The 20,187-nt window shown below is 63.4% G+C and carries 22 protein-coding genes; 15 read left to right on the top strand and 7 right to left on the bottom strand.

The features are described 5' to 3' along the window. The first annotated feature begins 17 nt into the window (after positions 1-17). The 10 genes from B4F51_RS21765 to tatC all read left to right on the top strand — a co-directional run bounded on the left by B4F51_RS21765 (position 18) and on the right by tatC (position 5,843). Positions 18-641: a MarC family protein gene (locus B4F51_RS21765; protein ID WP_296228797.1), complete on the top strand. Its 624-nt coding sequence runs from the start codon at positions 18-20 to the stop codon at positions 639-641. Then, positions 638-1,291, top strand: a complete 654-nt coding sequence (hisH, locus tag B4F51_RS21760; RefSeq protein WP_296228796.1) for an imidazole glycerol phosphate synthase subunit HisH — start codon at positions 638-640, stop codon at positions 1,289-1,291. The genes B4F51_RS21765 and hisH overlap by 4 nt, the downstream gene beginning before the upstream one ends. 75 nt (positions 1,292-1,366) lie before the next feature. After that, on the top strand, positions 1,367-2,110 hold the full coding sequence (gene hisA, locus B4F51_RS21755) for a 1-(5-phosphoribosyl)-5-[(5-phosphoribosylamino)methylideneamino]imidazole-4-carboxamide isomerase (RefSeq protein ID WP_296228795.1): 744 nt from the start codon (positions 1,367-1,369) through the stop codon (positions 2,108-2,110). A gap of 36 nt (positions 2,111-2,146) precedes the next feature. After that, a complete protein-coding gene (hisF, locus tag B4F51_RS21750) occupies positions 2,147-2,917 on the top strand; it encodes an imidazole glycerol phosphate synthase subunit HisF (protein WP_296228793.1) in 771 nt (256 codons plus the stop codon). Positions 2,918-2,919: 2 nt separating this feature from the next. Continuing rightward, on the top strand, positions 2,920-3,342 hold the full coding sequence (gene hisI, locus B4F51_RS21745) for a phosphoribosyl-AMP cyclohydrolase (protein WP_296228792.1): 423 nt from the start codon (positions 2,920-2,922) through the stop codon (positions 3,340-3,342). Continuing rightward, entirely contained in the window at positions 3,335-3,709 is a 375-nt protein-coding gene (locus B4F51_RS21740; protein WP_296228791.1) for a phosphoribosyl-ATP diphosphatase, read from the top strand. The genes hisI and B4F51_RS21740 overlap by 8 nt, the downstream gene beginning before the upstream one ends. A gap of 46 nt (positions 3,710-3,755) precedes the next feature. Further along, a complete protein-coding gene (locus tag B4F51_RS21735) occupies positions 3,756-4,130 on the top strand; it encodes a DUF4870 family protein (protein ID WP_296228790.1) in 375 nt (124 codons plus the stop codon). Positions 4,131-4,193: 63 nt separating this feature from the next. Then, a complete protein-coding gene (tatA, locus tag B4F51_RS21730) occupies positions 4,194-4,442 on the top strand; it encodes a Sec-independent protein translocase subunit TatA (protein WP_296228789.1) in 249 nt (82 codons plus the stop codon). 18 nt (positions 4,443-4,460) lie between these two features. Further along, entirely contained in the window at positions 4,461-4,979 is a 519-nt protein-coding gene (gene tatB / locus B4F51_RS21725; RefSeq protein WP_296228788.1) for a Sec-independent protein translocase protein TatB, read from the top strand. Between the two features lie 60 nt (positions 4,980-5,039). Further along, on the top strand, positions 5,040-5,843 hold the full coding sequence (gene tatC, locus B4F51_RS21720; RefSeq protein WP_296228787.1) for a twin-arginine translocase subunit TatC: 804 nt from the start codon (positions 5,040-5,042) through the stop codon (positions 5,841-5,843). Between the two features lie 64 nt (positions 5,844-5,907). On the opposite strand, the gene B4F51_RS21715 is transcribed toward tatC, so the two are convergent. The 5 genes from B4F51_RS21715 to B4F51_RS21695 all read right to left on the bottom strand — a co-directional run bounded on the left by B4F51_RS21715 (position 5,908) and on the right by B4F51_RS21695 (position 12,330). Continuing rightward, a complete protein-coding gene (locus B4F51_RS21715; protein ID WP_296228786.1) occupies positions 5,908-6,984 on the bottom strand; it encodes an ABC transporter ATP-binding protein in 1,077 nt (358 codons plus the stop codon). Next, positions 6,977-8,788: an ABC transporter permease gene (locus B4F51_RS21710; RefSeq protein WP_296228783.1), complete on the bottom strand. Its 1,812-nt coding sequence runs from the start codon at positions 8,786-8,788 to the stop codon at positions 6,977-6,979. The genes B4F51_RS21715 and B4F51_RS21710 overlap by 8 nt, the downstream gene beginning before the upstream one ends. Positions 8,789-8,874: 86 nt before the next feature. Continuing rightward, entirely contained in the window at positions 8,875-9,993 is a 1,119-nt protein-coding gene (locus B4F51_RS21705; protein WP_296228782.1) for an ABC transporter substrate-binding protein, read from the bottom strand. 112 nt (positions 9,994-10,105) lie between these two features. Then, the gene (locus tag B4F51_RS21700; protein ID WP_296228781.1) at positions 10,106-11,629 is read right to left on the bottom strand and encodes a sensor histidine kinase; all 1,524 of its coding nucleotides are present in this window, start codon (positions 11,627-11,629) and stop codon (positions 10,106-10,108) included. Beyond that, the gene (locus B4F51_RS21695; protein WP_296228780.1) at positions 11,626-12,330 is read right to left on the bottom strand and encodes a response regulator; all 705 of its coding nucleotides are present in this window, start codon (positions 12,328-12,330) and stop codon (positions 11,626-11,628) included. Before B4F51_RS21695 ends, B4F51_RS21700 begins: the two co-directional genes overlap by 4 nt. Before the next feature lie 95 nt (positions 12,331-12,425). Between B4F51_RS21695 and B4F51_RS21690 the strand changes: the two genes are divergently transcribed. Together B4F51_RS21690 and B4F51_RS21685 are read left to right on the top strand one after the other, a co-directional pair. After that, a complete protein-coding gene (locus B4F51_RS21690; protein ID WP_296228778.1) occupies positions 12,426-13,577 on the top strand; it encodes an ABC transporter substrate-binding protein in 1,152 nt (383 codons plus the stop codon). A gap of 333 nt (positions 13,578-13,910) precedes the next feature. Further along, positions 13,911-15,029: a porin gene (locus B4F51_RS21685; RefSeq protein ID WP_296228777.1), complete on the top strand. Its 1,119-nt coding sequence runs from the start codon at positions 13,911-13,913 to the stop codon at positions 15,027-15,029. A 458-nt stretch (positions 15,030-15,487) separates the two neighbouring features. Here the strand turns inward: B4F51_RS21685 and B4F51_RS21680 are convergent, their stop codons facing one another. Continuing rightward, a complete protein-coding gene (locus tag B4F51_RS21680; RefSeq protein ID WP_296228775.1) occupies positions 15,488-16,693 on the bottom strand; it encodes a Do family serine endopeptidase in 1,206 nt (401 codons plus the stop codon). Between the two features lie 19 nt (positions 16,694-16,712). On the opposite strand from B4F51_RS21680, the gene B4F51_RS21675 reads away from it, so the two are divergent. After that, a complete protein-coding gene (locus B4F51_RS21675) occupies positions 16,713-17,459 on the top strand; it encodes a Nif3-like dinuclear metal center hexameric protein (RefSeq protein WP_296228774.1) in 747 nt (248 codons plus the stop codon). 13 nt (positions 17,460-17,472) lie between these two features. Here B4F51_RS21675 and mscL read toward each other — a convergent pair whose 3' ends face one another. Further along, positions 17,473-17,907 (bottom strand): large conductance mechanosensitive channel protein MscL, encoded by a 435-nt coding sequence (mscL, locus tag B4F51_RS21670; RefSeq protein WP_296228773.1) that lies wholly within the window; start codon positions 17,905-17,907, stop codon positions 17,473-17,475. Positions 17,908-18,152: 245 nt separating this feature from the next. Here mscL and petA point away from each other — a divergent pair, with 245 nt between their 5' ends. Then, positions 18,153-18,761: a ubiquinol-cytochrome c reductase iron-sulfur subunit gene (gene petA / locus B4F51_RS21665; protein ID WP_296228772.1), complete on the top strand. Its 609-nt coding sequence runs from the start codon at positions 18,153-18,155 to the stop codon at positions 18,759-18,761. Next, positions 18,761-20,164 (top strand): cytochrome b, encoded by a 1,404-nt coding sequence (locus tag B4F51_RS21660; RefSeq protein WP_296228837.1) that lies wholly within the window; start codon positions 18,761-18,763, stop codon positions 20,162-20,164. Before petA ends, B4F51_RS21660 begins: the two co-directional genes overlap by 1 nt. Positions 20,165-20,187 lie beyond the last annotated feature (23 nt).

Below are 20,187 nucleotides of genomic sequence, written 5' to 3'. Positions count from 1 at the left end.
AACCGGCCGCCGATCCGATGGATCTGACCAAAAGCTTTTTCTCGCTGCTCGCGCTGATCAATCCGATCGGGGCGATCCCGTTCTTCATCAGTCTGACCGAGAGCCAGACGGATGAGGAGAAGCGCCGCACGATCAAGGTCGCGTCGATTTCGGTGGCGATCGTGATCGGCCTGTCGGCGTTGCTGGGCGAGCAGATCATCAGTTTTTTCGGGTTCTCGGTCGGCTCGCTGCAGGTTGGCGGCGGGATCATCATGATCATGATCGCGCTGAACATGCTCAATGCGCAGACCAGCCGCACCAAGGCCACGCCCGAAGAAGAGGACGAGGCCGGTGCCAAGGCCAGCATTGCCGTTGTGCCGCTGGCGATTCCGCTGCTCACGGGCCCGGGTTCGATCAGCACGGTCATCGTCTACGCCGGCAAGACCAAGCACTGGTGGGACCTGTTTCTCCTGGCTGGGGTCGGTGTGGCAATCGCAGCCGTGGTCTGGATCGTGTTGCGCGCGGCCGAGCCGATCGCCCGTGTGATCGGCCGTACCGGCATCAACGTCGGCACGCGGTTGATGGGCTTGATCCTGGCGGCGCTGGCCGTGGAATTCATTGTTGACGGGTTGAAAACCCTGTTGCCTGTTCTCAAATCATGATTAAGATCGCAATTGTCGATTACGGCATGGGCAATCTGCGCTCGGTGGCGCAGGCCCTGCGTACCGTGGCCCCGGAGGCCGATGTGCGCATCAGTGCGCAAGCCGACGAGATTCATGCCGCCGATCGCGTGGTGTTGCCGGGGCAGGGCGCCATGCCTGACTGCATGGCTGCCTTCGACCAGTCGGGGCTGCGCGACGCGGTGCTGGAGGCGTCCCGTACCAAGCCGATGCTCGGCGTGTGCGTGGGCGAACAAATGCTGCTGGAGCGCAGCACCGAAGCGCGCCCGGGGCAGCAATACACTGAAGGACTCGGTCTCATCAAAGGCGATGTGGTGCGCTTTGATCTGGATGGCCAGTTGCAGCCGGACGGTTCGCGGTACAAAGTGCCTCAGATGGGCTGGAATCGCGTGCACCAAAGTCGCGCCCACGCCATCTGGGCAGGTGTGCCCGACGAGAGCTACTTTTATTTCGTGCATAGCTATTATGCACGGCCCACGAACCCCGAAGAATCGGTCGGAGAGACCGAATACGGTGTGCGGTTTACCTGCGCCATCGCCCGGGATAATATTTTTGCAACACAGTTTCACCCGGAAAAAAGTGCGCAGGCCGGTCTGCAGATCTACCGGAATTTCGTGCACTGGAACCCCTGAGTCTGGCGTCACAGTCGCAAGCGAACCCCATTTTTTGCCCGTTTCCCCCACCCCCTCAACTTTGTCGTTACGACTATGCTGCTCATTCCGGCCATCGACCTGAAGGACGGTCAGTGTGTGCGCCTTAAACAAGGCGATATGGATCAAGCCACCGTGTTCTCGGAAGACCCTGCTGCCATGGCGCGGCATTGGGTCGATCAGGGCGCACGCCGGTTGCATCTGGTCGATCTGAACGGCGCCTTCGTCGGCAAGCCGCGCAACGAGGCTGCCATCAAGGCCATCATCGCCGAGGTGGGCGCCGAAATTCCGGTGCAGCTCGGTGGCGGCATCCGCGATCTGAACACCATCGAGCGCTGGCTGGACGACGGCCTGTCGTACGTGATCATCGGCACGGCGGCGGTGAAGAATCCGGGTTTCCTGCAGGACGCATGCACCGCTTTTGGCGGCCATATCATCGTCGGGCTCGATGCCAAGGATGGCAAGGTCGCTACCGATGGCTGGAGCAAGCTCACCGGCCATGAAGTCGGCGACCTTGCCAAGAAATACGAAGATTACGGCGTTGAAGCCATCATCTACACCGACATCGGCCGCGACGGCATGCTGCAGGGCATCAATATCGATGCCACCGTCAAGCTCGCGCAATCAGTATCGATTCCGGTGATCGCCAGCGGCGGGCTGTCCAACCTGAAGGACATCGACCACCTGTGCGCGGTCGAAGAGCACGGCGTGGAAGGTGTGATCTGCGGCCGTGCCATCTACTCGGGCGACCTGAACTTCAAGGAAGCGCAAGCCCTCGCGGACAAACTCGGCGCAGCCTAAGCTGCGCGCAACGGGTGCCCCGGCGCCCGCCTCATCATGCTAGCCAAACGAATCATCCCCTGCCTGGACGTGACCAACGGCCGGGTGGTCAAGGGCGTCAACTTCGTCGAATTGCGCGACGCAGGCGACCCCGTCGAAATTGCGCGCCGCTACGACGAGCAGGGCGCCGACGAAATCACCTTTCTCGATATCACCGCCACGTCGGACGGGCGCGACCTGATGCTCGGCATTATTGAAGCGGTGGCGTCGCAGGTGTTCATTCCGCTGACCGTCGGCGGCGGCGTGCGTGCGCTCGAAGACGTGCGCCGGCTCCTCAATGCCGGTGCGGACAAGATCAGCATGAACTCATCGGCCGTGGCGAATCCGCAGCTCGTCTCAGACGCCAGCGCCCGCCACGGTGCGCAGTGCATCGTGGTGGCCATCGACGCCAAGAAGGTCTCGGCCGAAGGCGAAGCGCCGCGCTGGGAAGTCTTCACGCATGGCGGCCGTAAGGGCACGGGCCTGGACGCTGTGGCGTGGGCCCGCGAGATGGCGCAGCGCGGTGCCGGCGAGATCCTGCTCACCAGCATGGACCGCGACGGCACCAAGGCCGGCTTCGACCTCGAACTCACGCGCGCGGTGTCCGACGCTGTGCCGGTGCCGGTCATTGCCTCGGGCGGTGTCGGCAACCTGCAGCACCTGGCCGATGGCATCAAGCTCGGCCATGCCGATGCGGTGCTGGCCGCCAGCATCTTCCACTACGGCGAATACACCGTCGGCCAAGCCAAGCAGTTCATGGCGAGCCAAGGCATTCCGGTACGGATCTGATCATGACCAAGAAGTGGCTCAACAAGGTCCGCTGGGACGACAACGGCCTGGTGCCGGTGATCGTGCAGGAGCAGGGCAGCAACGACGTGCTGATGTTCGCCTTCATGAACCGCGAGGCTTTGCAGAAGACCGTGGAGACCGGCGAGGCCGTGTTCTGGTCGCGCTCGCGCAAGCGCCTGTGGCACAAGGGCGAGGAATCCGGCCACATCCAGAAGGTGCACGAGATCCGTCTCGATTGCGATGAAGACGTGGTCTTGCTCCGCGTCACACAAGTTGGCGGTATCGCCTGCCATACTGGCCGCCACGCGTGCTTCTTCCAGAAGTTCGAGGGCACAGCGGAAGACGGCGACTGGCTCACCGTCGAGCCCGTGCTCAAAAACCCTGACGACATCTATGCCGGCAAGCCCGGCCACAACCATGAGTGACACCCTGCGCCGCCTGAGCGAGGTACTCGAATCCCGCAAGCTCGCCAACGGCGGCGACCCGGAGAAGAGCTACATCGCGCGCCTGTTCAACAAGGGCGATGACGCCATCCTCAAGAAGATCGGCGAAGAGGCTACCGAGACGGTCATGGCCGCCAAGGACGCCCGCGCCGCCGGCATGACCGACGAAGCACGCAGCAAGGTCGTCTACGAAGTGGCTGACCTGTGGTTCCACACCATGGTGTTGTTGTCGCACTTCGACCTCACGCCGGATGATGTCGTCAACGAACTGGCGCGCCGCGAAGGGCTCTCAGGATTGGAAGAGAAGGCGTTGCGCAAGTCGCAGGCCCGGGATGCGGCGGGTGAATAGCGCCGCAGGTGACTGATCGGGCGGCGAATTGTTGCAGGGAGGCAGTGTGGACAAATACGGCTCGGCGGTGGTGACGGCGACGGAAGAAGAGCGTCTGGCCGGACTGCGGCGGCTAACACATATCCTGTATGCGCTCTACGCCATTTTTTGGCTGACCGGCGGCATCACTGCATTGATTGCCATCATTGTCGGGTATGTTAAGCGCGACGATGTGCGCGGTACGCTGTACGAGTCGCACTTCCGTTGGCAAATCCGTTCGTTCTGGTGGTGCGTATTGTGGGGTGTGGTGGGCGTCCTGCTGATCCCGCTGGCCTTTCTCGGCTTTGCCGTGTTGTGGGTTCTGGGCATCTGGATGCTGTATCGTATTGTGAAAGGCTGGCTGTATCTCAACGACAGCAAGCCGATGTACGCCAACCAGTAGAATCAACCAATGGCGTCGCCACCGCTGCGGCGCCGCTAGCTGTATTTCACGTGGGAGTAGGACATGGGTTCCTTTAGCATTTGGCATTGGCTGATCGTGCTGGTGATCATCATGATGGTGTTCGGCACGAAGAAGCTGCGCAACATCGGTTCCGACCTCGGCAGTGCCGTGAAGGGCTTCAAGGAAGGCATGCGCGAAGGTTCGGAAGACAAGCCGGCAGCACCGCAACAAACCGCCGGCCAGCCGCCGCGCGAGCTGCACGACTCGACGACGATCGACGTCGAGGCGCGCGAGAAGTCCAAGCAGGGCTGAGCACTGTCGCGCTGACTGATGATCGATCTGGGCATTTCCAAGCTGGCGCTGATTGGCGCGGTGGCGCTCGTCGTCATCGGGCCGGAGCGCCTGCCCAAGGTGGCGCGCACAGCCGGGGCGTTGCTTGGCCGCGCGCAGCGTTACATCGCCGACGTGAAGGCCGAGGTCAGCCGCGAGATCGAACTCGAGGAGTTGCGCAAGATGCGCACCGAGTTCGAGGAGGCCGCGCGCAACGTCGAGCAGACCATCCACCAGGAGGTCAGCAAGCACACGTCAGAGATCAACGAGCGCCTGAATGAGGCGCTCGGCGATCCTGCGCTGCGCGAGACAGCCACCGCCGCACCCGACTGGCGCCCGGCGCCGGCCAAGTCGCGCAACGGGCGCAATAGCTGGCGCAACAAGCAGCTCTCGATGCCCAGGTGGTACCGCCAGAAGCAGGGCGTGCGCATGTGGGCGCAATCGGGCGCCGCACGCGTCAAGCGTCACCGGCCGCCCATCGTTGCCGCGCAGTCGCGTGCGCGTTCCTTCTTCGAATGATTTTCGGGCGCTGACCGCACTTGCGGTGCCGCGCCCTGACCGCATCCCATTTCCGCCGACATGAGTGCCGCTCCGCACGATCCACAAGAATCGCCAGAGGACGGCGCGCAGGAAACCTTCATCTCGCACCTGGTCGAGTTGCGCGAGCGCATCGTCAAGGCCGGCGCCGGCGTGCTGCTGATCTTCCTGGGCCTGGTCTACTGGGCGCCGGACATCTTCAATCTGTTCTCCCGGCCGCTTATCCAGGCGCTGCCCAAGAATGGCCACATGATCGTGACGGACGTCACTGGCTCGTTCTTCGTGCCGATGAAAGTGACGCTGCTGGCGGCGTTCCTGATCGCGCTGCCGTGGGTGCTGTACCAGATCTGGCGCTTCGTGGCGCCGGGGCTCTATGCGCACGAGAAGCGCATGATCATGCCTTTGGTGGTGAGCAGCTACATCCTGTTCCTGTGTGGCGTGGCGTTTGCGTACTTCCTCGTCTTCCCGACGGTGTTCAAGGTCATGGCGCATTACAACGCGCCATTGGGCGCCGAGATGTCGACTGACATCGACAAGTACCTCAGCTTTGCCATGACGACGTTCCTGGCCTTCGGGATCACCTTCGAGGTGCCGGTCGTGGTGATGGTGCTGGTGCGCTTTGGCATCGTCAGCCTGGAGAAGCTGCGCCAGGTGCGGCCGTATGTCGTGGTGGGCGCGTTCATCATTGCGGCGATCGTCACGCCGCCGGACGTGATGTCGCAGTTGTTGCTGGCGGTGCCACTGTGGCTGCTGTACGAACTGGGGCTGATTCTGGCGGCGATCTTCCTGCGCAAGACCGTTGCGCCGGACGCGGATCCAGAGCACCTGCCAGTCGTGAAGGACTGATCCACCCGTCGCATCAAAGAGAAAGGCAGCCGAGGCTGCCTTTCTTGTTGCTGGTGCGAGCGATTTACGCTGCAAACAACCAGAACTGCTCACGCGGGAACGTCAGCGCGTACTGGCCGTCGCTCGGCGCATTGCTGGCGTAGGCGCGCAGGCCGGTGCCGGCATCGCCGCTAGCACGGAATAGGCATTCCCAGCGGTCGCCCAGGTACATGCGCGTGGCCAGCGGCAGGCGGATGGTGTTGTCGGCGTTGTCCAGGCCGACACGCACCTGCTCCAGGCGGATCACGCCGTGCGCCGGCGTGCCAGGCTTCAGATCACCGCGCGCCACGCCCCACAGCGACCAGCCGCCGGCCTCGTCCACCAGGCGTGCCATGCCGTCGCGCACCTCAGCGATCTTGCCGTTGATGCGGTTGTTGCTGCCCATGAACTCGGCAGTGAAAAGGGTTTTCGGCGTGCCGTACATCTCCTCAGGCGTGCCTTGCTGCTCGATCACGCCGTTGTTGAGCAGCAGGATGCGGTCGGACATTGCCATCGCTTCGCCCTGGTCGTGCGTGACCATCAGCGCGGACAGGCCCAGGCGCACGATCAGTTCGCGCAGAAAGGCGCGGGCTTCTTCACGCAGCTTGGCGTCCAGGTTGGAGAGCGGCTCGTCGAGCAGGATCACGGGCGGGTTGTAGACCAACGCACGGGCGATCGCCACACGCTGCTGCTGGCCGCCCGAGAGCTGGCTCGGGAAGCGCTCACCCAGGTGGCCGAGGCCCAGTTGCTGCAGCACAGCCTGCACGCGTTCCTTGATCTGCGCGGCGGGCGTTTTGCGCAGCTTGAGCGGGTAGGCGACGTTTTCGGCCACGGTCTTGTGTGGCCACAGCGCGTACGACTGGAACACCAGGCCCAGGTTGCGCCCTTCGGCGGGCACGTCGAGCTTGTTGGCGCCGTCGAACATGACGCGATCGCCGATCTTGACGGTGCCGCGGCTGGCCTGTTCGAGGCCCGCGACGGCGCGCAGCAGCGTGGTCTTGCCAGAGCCGGATGGGCCCAGCAGCGAGACGACCTCGCCCTTGTTCAACTGCATCGAGACACCCTTGAGCACCGGGTTGTTGCCGTATTGCAGGTGCAGGTCGTTGACGGTGAGTTCAATCATGGAGCTTCACTCCGAAACGCAGTGCAATGCCGAGGCCGACGGCCACCAGCACGATATTGACGAAGGACAGCGCGGCGACGATGTCGATGGCGCCGCCCGCCCACAGGGAAACCAGCATCGAGCCGATCGTCTCGGTGCCCGGCGAGAGCAGATACACACCAGTCGAGTACTCGCGCTCGAAGATCAGGAAGACCAGCAGCCATGCGCCGAGCAGGCCGTAGCGCGTGAGCGGTACGGTCACGTCGCGCGTGGTGCGGGCGCGGCTGGCGCCGACCGAGCGCGCGGCTTCTTCCAGCTCCGGCCCGACCTGAAGCAGCGCGGCCGAGATCAGGCGCAGGCCGTAGGCCATCCACACCACCGTGTAGGCGATCCACACGCTGAAGATCGTGCTGCGCAGGTCACGCAGGCTCGGCACCACGTGCTCGACGATCCAGTTGGCGAAAGGCAGGCCGCTGTCGGTCAGCAAGGTCTCGACCCAGTTCGGCACGAACAGGAACACCCACAGGAAGGCCAGACCGGCCAACAGACCCGGGATCGCGCGCGGCACCAGAACGCTGTAATCGAGGAAGCGAGTCCAGCCATCGGGCTTGCGGTGCATCGCCAGGCCGATGAACGTATAGCAGGCCACTGCGATGGCGCCGCCGATGACGCCGATCAGCACCGTGTTGACGATGGCGCGCAGGAACTGCGGCTGCTCGAAGATCTGGTGGAACGCCGTGAGCGATACGGCCTCCATGAGCGACACGCCTTCACCCCAGTTCGATACGAAGGCGCGCAGCGCGATGCCCGACAGCGGCACCACTACCGAGACAAAGAACCACAGCACCACCAGCGCCCAGGCAGGCCAGCGCCAAGAGCCAAGCGGCAGCGGGCGGCTGCGCGTGACCTTGCCCTTGACCGTGACGAAGCGGTTGGCCGAGCGCAGCATGTAGCGCTGCAGCAGCACCAGCGGAAAAGTCACCATCACCAGACAGACCGCCACCGCTGCCATCAGGTGATAGGCCGGCGTGCCGAGCTTGTTGGTCAGCTTGTACAGGTATGTCGCCAGCACCAGGTGGCCTTCCGGATCGCCCAGCACCAGCACCAGGCCGAACACCTCGAAACCCAGGAAGACGACCAGCACGGCCGCGTACAGCAAGGCCGGGCGCACCATCGGCAGGCTTACGTTGAGCGCCACCGACAACGGTGACGCGCCAGCAATGCGCGCGGCTTCTTCCACATCGGAGCCCAGACTGCGCAGCGCCGACGAAACGTACAGATACACGTGCGGTACGTGCGTCAGGCCGGCGATGATGATGATGCTGGTGAACGAATACACGTTCCAGGGCACGCCACCGAAGACCTGCTTGAACCAGATCGTGTAGAAGCCGACTGGCCCGGCCGATACCACATAGCCGAACGCCAGCACCATCGGCGAAACGAACACCGGAATCATCAGCATCGGCTCGATGATGCGGCGGCCCGGCAGGTCCGAGCGCACCATCAGGAAGGCCAGGATGCCGCCCAGCGGCACCGAGATCACAGCGAGGCCGAGGGCCAGTGCCGCCGATTTCTCGAACGCGTGCCAGAAGTCCGGGTCGTCGAAGATGAAGCGGTACGCATCGAGCCCTGCCAGTGCGTCCGGCATGAAGAATGGCGCGGACAGGAAGCTCTGGTAGAAGATCAGCGCCAGCGGCGTGAAAATCGCCAGCGCAGTGAGCAGGATGACCACGCCGCGCGGCAAAGCCTGTCCCATGCGCGACAAGATCGAGCGTTGCGGGATGACTTGGCGAACGGCGGCACGGTCTTGCGTCAGGGAACGCATGGTGCCTCCAGGAGGGGCCGGCGCCAATTGCAGCGGCGCCGGCAGATCGGTCAGAAGAGAGGAGTGGCTGTGATCAGCAGTTCAGATCAACGGCCGGCGGCGGTGCGCCACTGCTTGATGAAGTCCAGACGCTTCTTCGGTTCCAGGAACGTCAGGATCGAATCGTCCACGGGAATCGGCTTGATCGATGCCCCGAGAATTTTCTTCAAGCCCGCGGCGGTGGCTTCGCCCGATACGTCTTCACGCAGCGAGTGCAGGTCCGACTTGTTGGCGAGGATGTCCTGACCGCGCTTGGACAGGATGTAGTCCAGCCACAGCTTGGCCGCGTTGGGGTTCTTCGCCTTCTTTGCGATCATCGCCACGCGCGAAACCACCAGCGTGTAGTCCTTCGGATAGACGATGCCGATCGACGGGTCCTTCTTGGCTCGCGCCATCGCGTACGAGCCGAGGATGTTGTAAGCCAACAGGTTCTCGCCCGAGGCCACACGTTCCATCATCGTGCCGGTGGAGGACTGCAGCACCAGGTTCGGGCCCACGGCCTTGACGAAGTCGAAGTACTGCGGCGAATCCTGGTTGTCCTGCGCAGCCATCATGAAGCCCACGGCCGACTTTTCGATGTCGTACGTCGTGACCTTATTCTTGAAGCGCTCGGCCTGGCTGCCGACCAGCTTGGCGAAATCGGCATGCGTCTGCGGCACTTCGCTGTCCTTGATCAGGCGCTTGTTGTACAGGAACACCGCCGGCTCGTAGGTCGTACCGTAGGCCAGGCCTTTGTAGACGGCCCACTTCGGCAGGTTCGGCATTTCGGGCGAGTCGTACTTCAGGGCGTAGGTCTGCGCGAGCTTGAGCTGCGAGTCCATCGAGGAGTTCCACATCATGTCGGCCGAGGCGCCGCCGGCAGCCTGCTCGCTGATGAAGCGGTTGTATAGCTCGCTGCTGTTCATGTCGTTGTACTCGACCTTCACGCCGGGGTAGAGCGACTCGAAATCCTTGATGAGCGGATCGGCGGCCTTGGTGTCGGTCGTGGCGTAGACCACCACCTTGCCTTCTTTCTTGGCGGCGGCGATGGTGTCGGCGTAGCTGGCGGGATAGCCGGCCGGGACCTGTGCGAAGGCGGCGGTGCTGAGGGTCAGAGCGGCAGCCGTAATCGAACAAAGCGTCGAAGCGAGAGCGGCGTGCGCGGGCATGGTGCGGCCACGAAGCATGGGTTTGTCTCCTGTTTGCTTGTGATGGTGTGGGGCCGGCTATTTGCGAATAGCTCGGACGGATGGCCCCAGGTGCAGCGGATTATAGAAATCGGGCGCTTTCGCCACGCTTTCATTGAGATTGCTGCGTCGCAGCATGTTCCGTGTGCGCCGTAGATGTCGTCAGCGACACGCGAATCCGCGCCGACAGGCCCACGCCGCCGTGCCCGTTCGGCTCCCCATCCGCCAGTTCGATCTGTCCGCCGCTGCGCGCAGCGTACGCCTGCGCGATGGCCAGGCCGAGGCCGGAGCCTTCGGCGGCATAGCGCGCGTCTTTGGGCGCATGCTTGGCTTTCACCGCGCGCGCGCCGCCCTCATGTGCGCGACGGAAACGCTGGAACGCATGCGCGCGTTCGTCGGGGCTCATGCCGGGGCCGGTGTCGTCCACGCAGACGAGGGCAGCATCGCCGTCGGCGCTCGCGCGCACGGTGATGCGCCCGCCGGCCGGCGTGTAACGGATCGCGTTGTGCACGAGATTGGAGAGCGCCTCACGCAGGAAGGCCGGATAACCCGTGACGGGCAGCGCCACGGGAAGCCCGCCATCGTCCCAGCCGAGGTCCTGCTGCTTCTCGCGTGCCAGCGGCAGGGCGTCGACCACCACGTCGCGTGCGAGGTCGCCCAGGTCGAAGGTCTCGGGTGGCGCGTCCTGCCCGGCGTGACGCGCGCGGGCGAGTGCGAGCAACTGCGTGGTCAGCCGGTTGGTCGACTGCAGCCGCGCGATGATGGCGGACAAGCTTTCCCGTACGCGCACCGGGTCGGTCTCGCGCAGCGCGTACTCGGCCTGCGTGAGCAGCACCGCCAGCGGCGTGCGCAGCTGGTGCGACGCGTCGGCGAGGAACTGGCTCTGCGCCTCGGCCAACTCTGCGTAGCGATGGATATGGTGGTTGATTGCCTCCACCAGTGGGCGCACCTCGGCGGGCACGTCGGCGGCATCGAGCGGCCGCAGGTCGTCGGAAGCACGCACCGCGATGCTACGTGCCAGACGGTTCAGTGGGCGCAGTGCCACCGTCACGCCCAGCCACAGCAGCGCCGCGCTCACCACTACCAGAGCCGCATCGCGCAGGAGCGTGCCCCGCCAGACTGCCTGCTGCAGCGCACGCCGTGTCTCGATGGTTTCGGCCACCTGGATCACGATGCGCGCTGGCAGCCCCGGCTGGTATAGCGGTTTAGCGACAGCGGCCACCCGGACCGGCTCGCCGTGATACGCCGCATCGTAGAAAAGTTCGGTGTCGTTCTCCAGGTGCGCAGTGGGCAGTGGCAAGTCGTCATACCCGGTGAGCGCGGCCTCGGGCGCTTTGCCTGGGGCGGGCTCGAAGGCGACGCGGTAGTAGACACTGCTCTGCGCGGTCGATTCGAACATCGACAGTGCCACATAGGGCACGTTGACTTGCACCTGCCCGCGCTCGATGGTCACGCCATTCTCGATGGCGCGCACCGAGCCGAGCAGGGCGCGGTCATACGCGCGGTCGGTGGCGCCGCGCAGCGCCTGGTACGCCGTCACGATATCGATCGCCAGCACGCCGACCAGACCGGGGAGCAGCAGCCACAGCAGCGTGAGTTTCAGGCTGCGCGGCAGCAGGGCAAGACGTTGCGTCATGAGGTGGCGCTGTCGCTAAGCGTGCTCGCGTCGGCGGCGCCGGCTTCGAGCATGTAGCCCAGGCCGCGCACGGTGACGATCTGCACGCCGGTACCCGCCAGCTTCTTGCGCAGGCGGTGCACGACCACCTCCACCGCATCGGGGCTCGAATCGCTGTCGAGATTGAAGACCTTGTCGAACAGATGCACCTTGCTGATCGGCTGGCCGGTCTTGTGCAGCAGCGCCGACAGCGCGGCATGTTCGCGCGGCGTGAGCGACAGCGGCTCGCCGGAGAGCAGAAATGCCTTGCGCCCGGTATCGAACTCCAGCGGCCCGCAGCGCAGCCGTGGGAACGCCCGGCCGCGGCTGCGGCGGATCAGCGCCATGAGTCGCGCTTCCAGTTCAGACAGCGCGAACGGCTTGGTGAGGAAATCGTCCGCGCCCGCATTCAGGCCGCGCACGCGTTCGTCCAGCGCGCCCTGCGCGGTGAGGATCAGCACCGGCGTACGGTCGTCGCGCGCGCGCATGCCGGCCAGCACGGCAAAGCCGTCCTTGCGCGGCAGGCGCAGGTCCAGCACCACCGCGTCGAATTCGCCCGAGCCGAGAAAGGCCTCGGCCGCGACACCGTCGGCCGCACGCTCGACCACGAAACTGCTTTGCGCCAACGCGCGCGCCAGCCACGCCGCCAATTCGTCTTCATCCTCCACCAGCAAGATTCGCATCGGGTGTCTCTCAATATCGTTCTGAGTGCTTTTTCATGATAATGCGTGGCGCCCGCATCCCGATCACATTGCTTACCTGATGCGGCCAGACTCGCATGCCGCCCATCCTGAATTCTCGTCGTCGCTGGCTGTGCCAGGCCGCCGCGCTGCTGGCCGCGGGCGGCACCGCCGCGCTTGGCGCAGGCGAGGTCCGCGCGCAATGGCTGGCTCGCACGGCGCCAGAGTTGCCGTCCTACTACCCGCGTGACTACGACGCGATGATCGATGCTGCGCGCCGCGAGGGTCGCGTCACGGTCTACTCGACGACGGACTTCGCGGCCGCGCATCCGCTCATCCGTGCATTCGAGACGCGCTATCCCGGCATCACCGTCGATTACCGTGAACAGAACAGCGACGACCTCTACCGGCGCTTCCTGGCGGAACTCGCCTCCAAGTCGCCCGGTGCGGATGTCGTCTGGAGCTCGGCTATGCCCGAGCAGTTCAAGCTGGTGAACGACGGTCACGCGCTGTCGTATGCATCACCCGAGCGGCCGTACCTGCCCTCGTGGGCGATCTGGAAGAACGAGGCGTACGGTACGAGCTATGAGCCGGTCGTCTTCGTCTACAACGCGCGCCAGCTTGCCGCCGATCTGGTACCTGCCACCCACGCCGATTTCGCCCGTATCCTGAATAGCCACCGCGATCTGCTGCGCGGCCGCGTTGCCTCGTATGACATCGAGCACTCCGGCTCGGCCTTCCTATTCGCCGCCGAGGACGCGCGCACCACTCCGGTGTTCTGGGATGTTGCCCGGGCATTGGGTGGTGTCAACGTCAACTTGTACATCACGACGGCCGCCATGCTTGAGCGCGTGGCCTCGGGAGAAAGCCTGCTGGCCTACAACGTGATCGGCTCGTACGCCGCACGCTACGCCGACCGCAACCCCGCACTCGCCATCAAGATGCCGACCGACTACACGTTGGTCGCTACGCGCGTCGCCTTCATCGCTCGTCGCGCCGCCCGGCCGAACGCTGCGCGTCTGTGGCTGGACTTCATGCTCTCGCGTGACGGCCAAGGCGTGATGGCTGACCGCGCGTTCCTGTTCTCGCTGCGTCAGGACGTCGAAACCGGGCTGACTGCCGAGCGCCTCCTTGCCGAGTTGGGCAATACGCACCGGCCGATTCCAGTTGGCCCGGGTTTACTCGCCCATCAAGATCAACTCCGCCGTGCCGATTTTCTGAAGCGATGGCACGCTGCGCTCGGTCGATAGAAAAGAGAATTAATCGTCTCTTAATGACGTGGCGTGGCGGGAAGGCGACAATTTATGTCGACACTCAGGTGACAAATTTGGTGCGCTCGCCGCCCCGAGAATCGCCCGCCAACCCCCGCGCCATTGCGCCAAATGCCGGCCGAGACCCCCGTCCGAGGGGGGCTCCTGCGTGTTGCCCATGAGCAACAACTTGGCCGCAAATCGTCTCCCAGAGCCAAAAAGGGTTTCCGGAATCTGTCAACGCTGGCCCATAATGCCGACAGACGTGAGGTATCTGCGTCGTCCATAAGGACAGTCAAGATTTCCCAATCAGTTGACAAGGAAAGTGTCGATATGAAGATGAAACTGTTTGCAGCTGCTGTTGCAGCTCTGGCCGCCGGTGGCGCCTATGCACAATCCTCCGTGACCCTGTACGGCGTGGCCGACGTTGGTGTCGAGTGGGCAAACAAGGTGCCGAATGCTGCTGGTACGCAAGGTAACTCGCGTGTTGCTATGCAAGCTGGCAACATGTCTACTTCCCGTTGGGGTCTGCGCGGCTCTGAGGATCTGGGCGGCGGCCTGAAGGGTATCTTCAATCTGGAAAGCGGTTTTGCGCTGGATACGGGCGCACAGAGCGATTCGAATCGCCTGTTTAACCGCACTGCCACTGTTGGCCTGCAAGGTCAGTGGGGTCAACTGACCCTGGGTCGTCAGCAAAACCTGCTGTACGACTTTGGTCTGAACTATGATCCGATGGCGCTCGCGACGCGTTACTCGATTGGCTCGCAAGACTCGTTCATGGCTGGCCGTGCTGACAACTCTGTCAAGTACATCGGCACGTTCGGTGGCTTGAGCGTCTCGGCCCTGTATGCGTTCAACTACAACGGCAACGAAACTGCCGGTGCAGCCCAGAACGGCCGTGAGTGGAGCCTGGGTGCAAACTACGCTGCGGGTCCGTTCGCGCTGGGTGCCGTGTATGACAGCACGAACAGCACGGCCTATGTGACGAACGGCGGCCGTAAGGAACAGCGTGCCACGATCGGCGGCACATATGCTTTCGGCCCGGCCAAGCTGTACGCTGGCTATCGTTGGTACAAGGCTAACTACGACGCCGCTGGCGTGGGTGGCGACCTGCGTTCGAACCTGTACTGGCTGGGCGCTGGTTACCAAGTTACCCCGGCTCTGTCGCTGACTGGTACGGCTTACTATCAGCAGTTCAAGAACAGCGGTACGGGTAACCCGTGGCTGTTCGTTGTGTCGACCGACTACGCACTGTCGAAGCGCACTGACGCTTACTTCAACCTGGCCTACGCGAAGAACAGCAACGGTTCGACGCTGGGTGTGGCTGGCTTCAACGGCGCCTCGTCGGGTAATGCTACGACGCTGCAGTCGTCCAGCAACCAAGTGTTCTCGGGCGCTGGCAACACCAACAACCAAGTTGGTGCTGTGGTTGGCCTGCGTCACAAGTTCTAATTTGACGCGCTCGTAAGAGCGCATCGAATTAAACGGTTAAACGCCGATCCCGAAAGGGGTCGGCGTTTTTCTTTGTGCGCGACCCGCGTGAGAGTTGTCGTGTTGTCGGTGCAGAAGATCGGCGGTGAGGTGCTCGAGTTGCCGGCGGTATCGTCGGAGCGCCGATGTGTTGGTCCCCGGATGGGGCTCAATGTTCTTTCCGAGCTTGCGGGTGCGATTCGAGCGTCTGCCGCGGTTAACGGTGCCTCTTCGGTCGGCACAATTGCCCCGGACATCGTGCCCGGGCGGTGGCGATAGAGGGCTTGGCGCGACGTATGAGCTGCGTTCTGATTCTGAATGAGTGATTGTCGTCTTCGAGCGGGGCCTCTTCAGGCGAGGGGCGCGTCCAGCCTTCAGCGCGAGGGGACAAAAAGACGGCGGCACATCGGCCGCCGTCTGCATGCTTCAAGTTCCTGCGCCTACTGCTCTTCGTCCGGCGAAGGCATTGGCACGTTCCGTCGGGTCGGTGCCGGACGCTTGCCGACGACTACGGTCAGCTCCACCGATTTACCCTTGCGCGATACCGCTACCTTGGCTTCCGCGCCCGGCTTGAGTTGGGCGATGCTGTTGAGCAGGGCCGTCGTGTCGGGAATCGACTCGCCGTTGACGCTAGTGAGGATGTCGCCCGGGCGCACGCCCCCGCGATCGGCTGGACCGCCCTGGACCACCGCGGCGATCAGCGCGCCGTTCTTGCGCGACAGGCCGAACGACTCGGCGATTTCCGGCGTCACGTCCTGTGGTTCGACGCCGATCCAGCCGCGCACTACGCTGCCGGTCGAGATGATCGACTCCATCACCTGTTTGGCCACCGACACCGGAATCGCAAAGCCGATGCCCAGTGAACCGCCTGAGCGCGAGTAGATGGCCGTGTTGATGCCGAGCAGGTTGCCGTCGGCGTCCACCAGCGCACCGCCGGAGTTGCCGGGGTTGATGGCGGCGTCGGTCTGGATGAAATTCTCGAAGGTGTTGATGCCCAGATGGCTGCGACCCAGCGCCGAGACGATGCCCATGGTGACCGTCTGGCCCACGCCGAACGGATTGCCGATCGCGAGTACCACGTCGCCAACACGCACGTTTTCCAGGCGGCCCAGCGTGATGGCGGGCAGGTTGGGCAGGCCGATCTTCAGGACGGCAAGATCCGTCTCGGGGTCGGAGCCCACCACTTTGGCGTTGGCCTTGCGACCATCGGTCAGGGCGACCTCGATCTCGTCGGCGCCGTCCACCACGTGGTGGTTCGTTAGAATGTAGCCCTCCGAACTGACGATCACGCCGGAGCCCAGGCTGGCTGTCGGCTCCTGGCGCTGCTCGGGGGCGCGATCACCAAAGAAGAAGCGGAACCACGGATCGTTACTGGTCTGCGGGCTATTGCGCTTGGGGGCGTTCTTGCTGCTGAAGATGTTGACCACCGCCGGCATCGCCACCTTGGCGGCTTCCGAGTAGGAATTGCTTGGCGTACCGCCATGCGCGCTCGGTGCGACTTCCTTGAGCGCGACAATGGGCGAGCCGGACTGCACCGCCATCCTGCCGCGCTGCAGCCAATCGGGTTTAAGGGTGGCGACCACAAACCAGATGGCCAGGACGACCGTGACGGCCTGCGCAAAAAATAGCCAAAAGCGGCGCAACATAGGGCGAAATTGAGTCGAAATGGATCGAAAACAACTTGAATTGTACTTGAACGACCTGTTGCAGGCGGCCCGTTTTCGGGACTATTGCTCCAACGGGCTGCAAGTGCAGGGGTGCGAGACAGTCACGCATGTCGTGACTGGCGTGACCGCCAGTCTGGCCCTGCTCGAAGCGGCCATTGAAGCGCGTGCCGATGCCATCCTCGTGCATCACGGCTACTTCTGGAAAGGAGAAGACGCTCGCATTGTCGGGCAGAAGCATGCGCGCTTGAAGCGGCTTCTTGACCACGATCTGAACCTGTTCGCTTACCACCTGCCGCTGGATGCGCATCCCGAATTGGGCAACAACGCGCAATTGGGCGCCCTGCTGGACATCGAGCCCAAAGGCCGTTTCGGCGACGATGAATTGGGCTGGATCGGCGAGTTGCCAGAGGCAACCACGTTGGGCATGTTTGCCGAAACCGTAGCGGCACGGCTGGGCCGGACGCCGTTGGTGCTCGGTGAGGTGGACACGCCGGTGCGCACGGTTGGCTGGTGCACAGGCGGTGCGCAGGGCTGGTTCGACGCGGCGATCGCGACCGGCGTAGATGTCTACCTGAGCGGTGAGGCCTCCGAGCAGACCACGCATCTGGCGCGCGAATCGGGGGTTGCCTATATCGGGGCGGGCCACCACGCAACGGAGCGCGGTGGCGTGCGAGCGCTCGGCAACCACCTCGCCGAGCACTTCGGGGTGCGTCACACCTTCATCGATATCCCGAATCCAGTGTGATGTAACGATCGCTTTACTGACTCTTGGCTTTCAGGCTGTCACGGATCTCCCGCAGCAGCAGGACATCTTCCGGCGTGGCCGGGGCGGCGCCGGGCGGCTGGCTGGATTCGGTCAGGCGGGTGATCGCGCGCACCATCAGAAACACGATGAACGCCAGGATCACGAAGTTGACGGCCACGGTGATGAAGTTGCCGTACGCGAGAACCGGCACGCCCGCCTTCTTCAGGTCGGCCAGCGTTTGTGGCACACCGGCCGGAGCATCGGCGAGCTGGACGTACAGATTCGAGAAATCGAGCTTGCCGATGATGCGGCCGATCAGCGGCATGATCAGATCGTTGACGAGCGAGTCGACGATCTTGCCGAATGCAGCCCCGATGATCACACCCACCGCCAGGTCGATCACGTTGCCGCGCATCGCGAAATTCTTGAAGTCTTGCATCAGGGCCATCGGTTTTCTCCGGATTGTTTGATTCGACACAAACGGTCAAGCTGCTGATTCGTTGACCTGAATTGTTGAAAGCGAGTTTGTAGGAGACACTCCGAAGCCGCGCCGGCACTGGGCTGGCGGGAGATCGGTGAGTCAACTATATCTGCAAGCCACGTTCCCTGCGACCGCTATCGTCGGTCAGGTACGCTCGGGTATAATTTTTGGTTGACGCGAACCTATCTTGATTTCTCATCCTGGGGTCTTGAATGAGTGACCAGCAAAACGTGGACAAGGGTCGCCGCAATCTGTTGATTGCGACGTCCGTGGCTGGTGGTGTGGGAGGGGTTGCAGTGGCGGCCCCTTTCGTTTGCACGTTCGCACCATCTGAAAAAGCCCGCGCAGCGGGCGCGCCCATAGAGGCGGATGTCAGCGACCTGGCCCCCGGCCAGATGAAGGTCGTGGAATGGCGCGGGAAGCCTGTCTGGCTGCTCAAGCGCACGCCCGAGATGCTGGAATCGCTCAAGAAGACCGATACCGAAGTCGCCGACCCCAAGTCCGATGTGCCTTACACGATGAAGACACCGGACTACTGCAAGAACGAAACCCGCTCTCGTGCCGAACACAAGGACCTGCTGGTCGTGGTCGGCATCTGCTCCCACCTCGGTTGCTCGCCGTCCGGTCCGTTTGTAGCCGGTGCCAATCCGCAGCTCGCCGGCGACCCTGGCTTCGTCTGCCCCTGCCACGGCTCCACGTTCGATCTGGCCGGCCGCGTGTTCAAGAACAAGCCGGCGCCGCAGAACCTGGACGTCCCGCCGTACATGTTCCTGTCCGACACGAAGCTGGTGATCGGTAAAGACGAGAAAGGAGAGGCTTGATCATGGCCGAGAAGAAGGTGGAGACAACCGGGCTGCTGGGCTGGATCGATGCTCGCTTCCCGCTGACCGACACTTGGAAGGCGCATCTGTCGGAGTACTACGCACCCAAGAATTTCAACTTCTGGTATTTCTTCGGCTCGCTGGCGCTGCTGGTGCTGGTGATCCAGATCGTCACGGGCATCTTCCTGGTGATGAACTACAAGCCGGATGGCACGCTCAACGCCGCCGGCATCCCCGTCGCCTATGCGAGCGTGGAGTTCCTCATGCGCGAGGTGCCGTGGGGCTGGCTGGTGCGGTATATGCACTCGACCGGCGCATCGGCGTTCTTCATCGTCGTGTACCTGCACATGTTCCGCGGCATGCTGTACGGCTCGTATCGCAAGCCGCGCGAGCTGGTCTGGATCTTCGGCTGCCTGATCTTCCTGTGCCTGATGGCCGAAGCCTTTATGGGCTACCTGCTGCCGTGGGGCCAGATGTCGTACTGGGGCGCGCAGGTGATCGTGAACCTGTTCTCCGCCATTCCGCTGATCGGCCCGGACCTGTCTCTGTGGATTCGCGGTGATTACGTGGTGTCGGATGCGACGCTGAACCGTTTCTTCTCGTTCCACGTCATCGCGGTGCCGCTGGTGCTGCTGGGCTTGGTGGTGGCGCACGTCATCGCGCTGCATGAAGTGGGCTCGAACAACCCGGACGGCGTCGAGATCAAGGCCAAGAAGGATGAGCGCGGTATTCCGCTCGACGGCATTCCGTTCCACCCGTACTACTCGGTGCACGACATCGTGGGGGTGGCGGTGTTCCTGTTCATCTTCAGTGCGATTGTTTTCTTCGCGCCGGAAATGGGCGGCTACTTCCTGGAAGCCAACAACTTCATCCCGGCGGATTCACTGAAGACGCCGCCGCACATCGCGCCGGTGTGGTACTTCACGCCGTTCTACTCCATGCTGCGCGCGACCACGTCGGACTTCCTCCCGTGGCTGTGGGGCTTCATCGCGATCATGCTGGGTCTGCTGTTCGTGCGTTCCAAGAGCATGAAGGTCAAGGGCGTGGCGGTGGCTGTGGCGGTGATCCTGGCGCTGGGCTTTGCGTTCATCGACGCCAAGTTCTGGGGTGTGGTGGTGATGGGCGGTTCGGTGGTGATCTTCTTCTTCATGCCGTGGCTGGACCAGTCGCCGGTCAAGTCGATCCGCTATCGTCCGGGTTTCCACAAGATCCTGCTGGTCATTTTCGTGATCGCCTTCGCGGTGCTGGGCTACCTGGGTATCCAGCCGCCGAGCCCGGCAGGTTCGATCGTCTCGCAGATCGGTACCATCGTGTACTTCGCGTTCTTCCTCGCGATGCCGATCTGGAGCAAGATCGGGACCTTCAAGCCGGTGCCTGAGCGGGTCACGTTCAAGCCGCACTGATTCCAGCCGAGGATAAGGACACA

Origin of the sequence: Ralstonia sp. UBA689, from assembly GCF_002298975.1 — a bacterium.
In the GTDB taxonomy this organism is placed as follows: Bacteria; Pseudomonadota; Gammaproteobacteria; order Burkholderiales; family Burkholderiaceae; genus Ralstonia.
The sequence above is the reverse complement of the archived record's forward strand: the minus strand, read 5'-3'. Positions and strand labels throughout refer to the sequence as shown.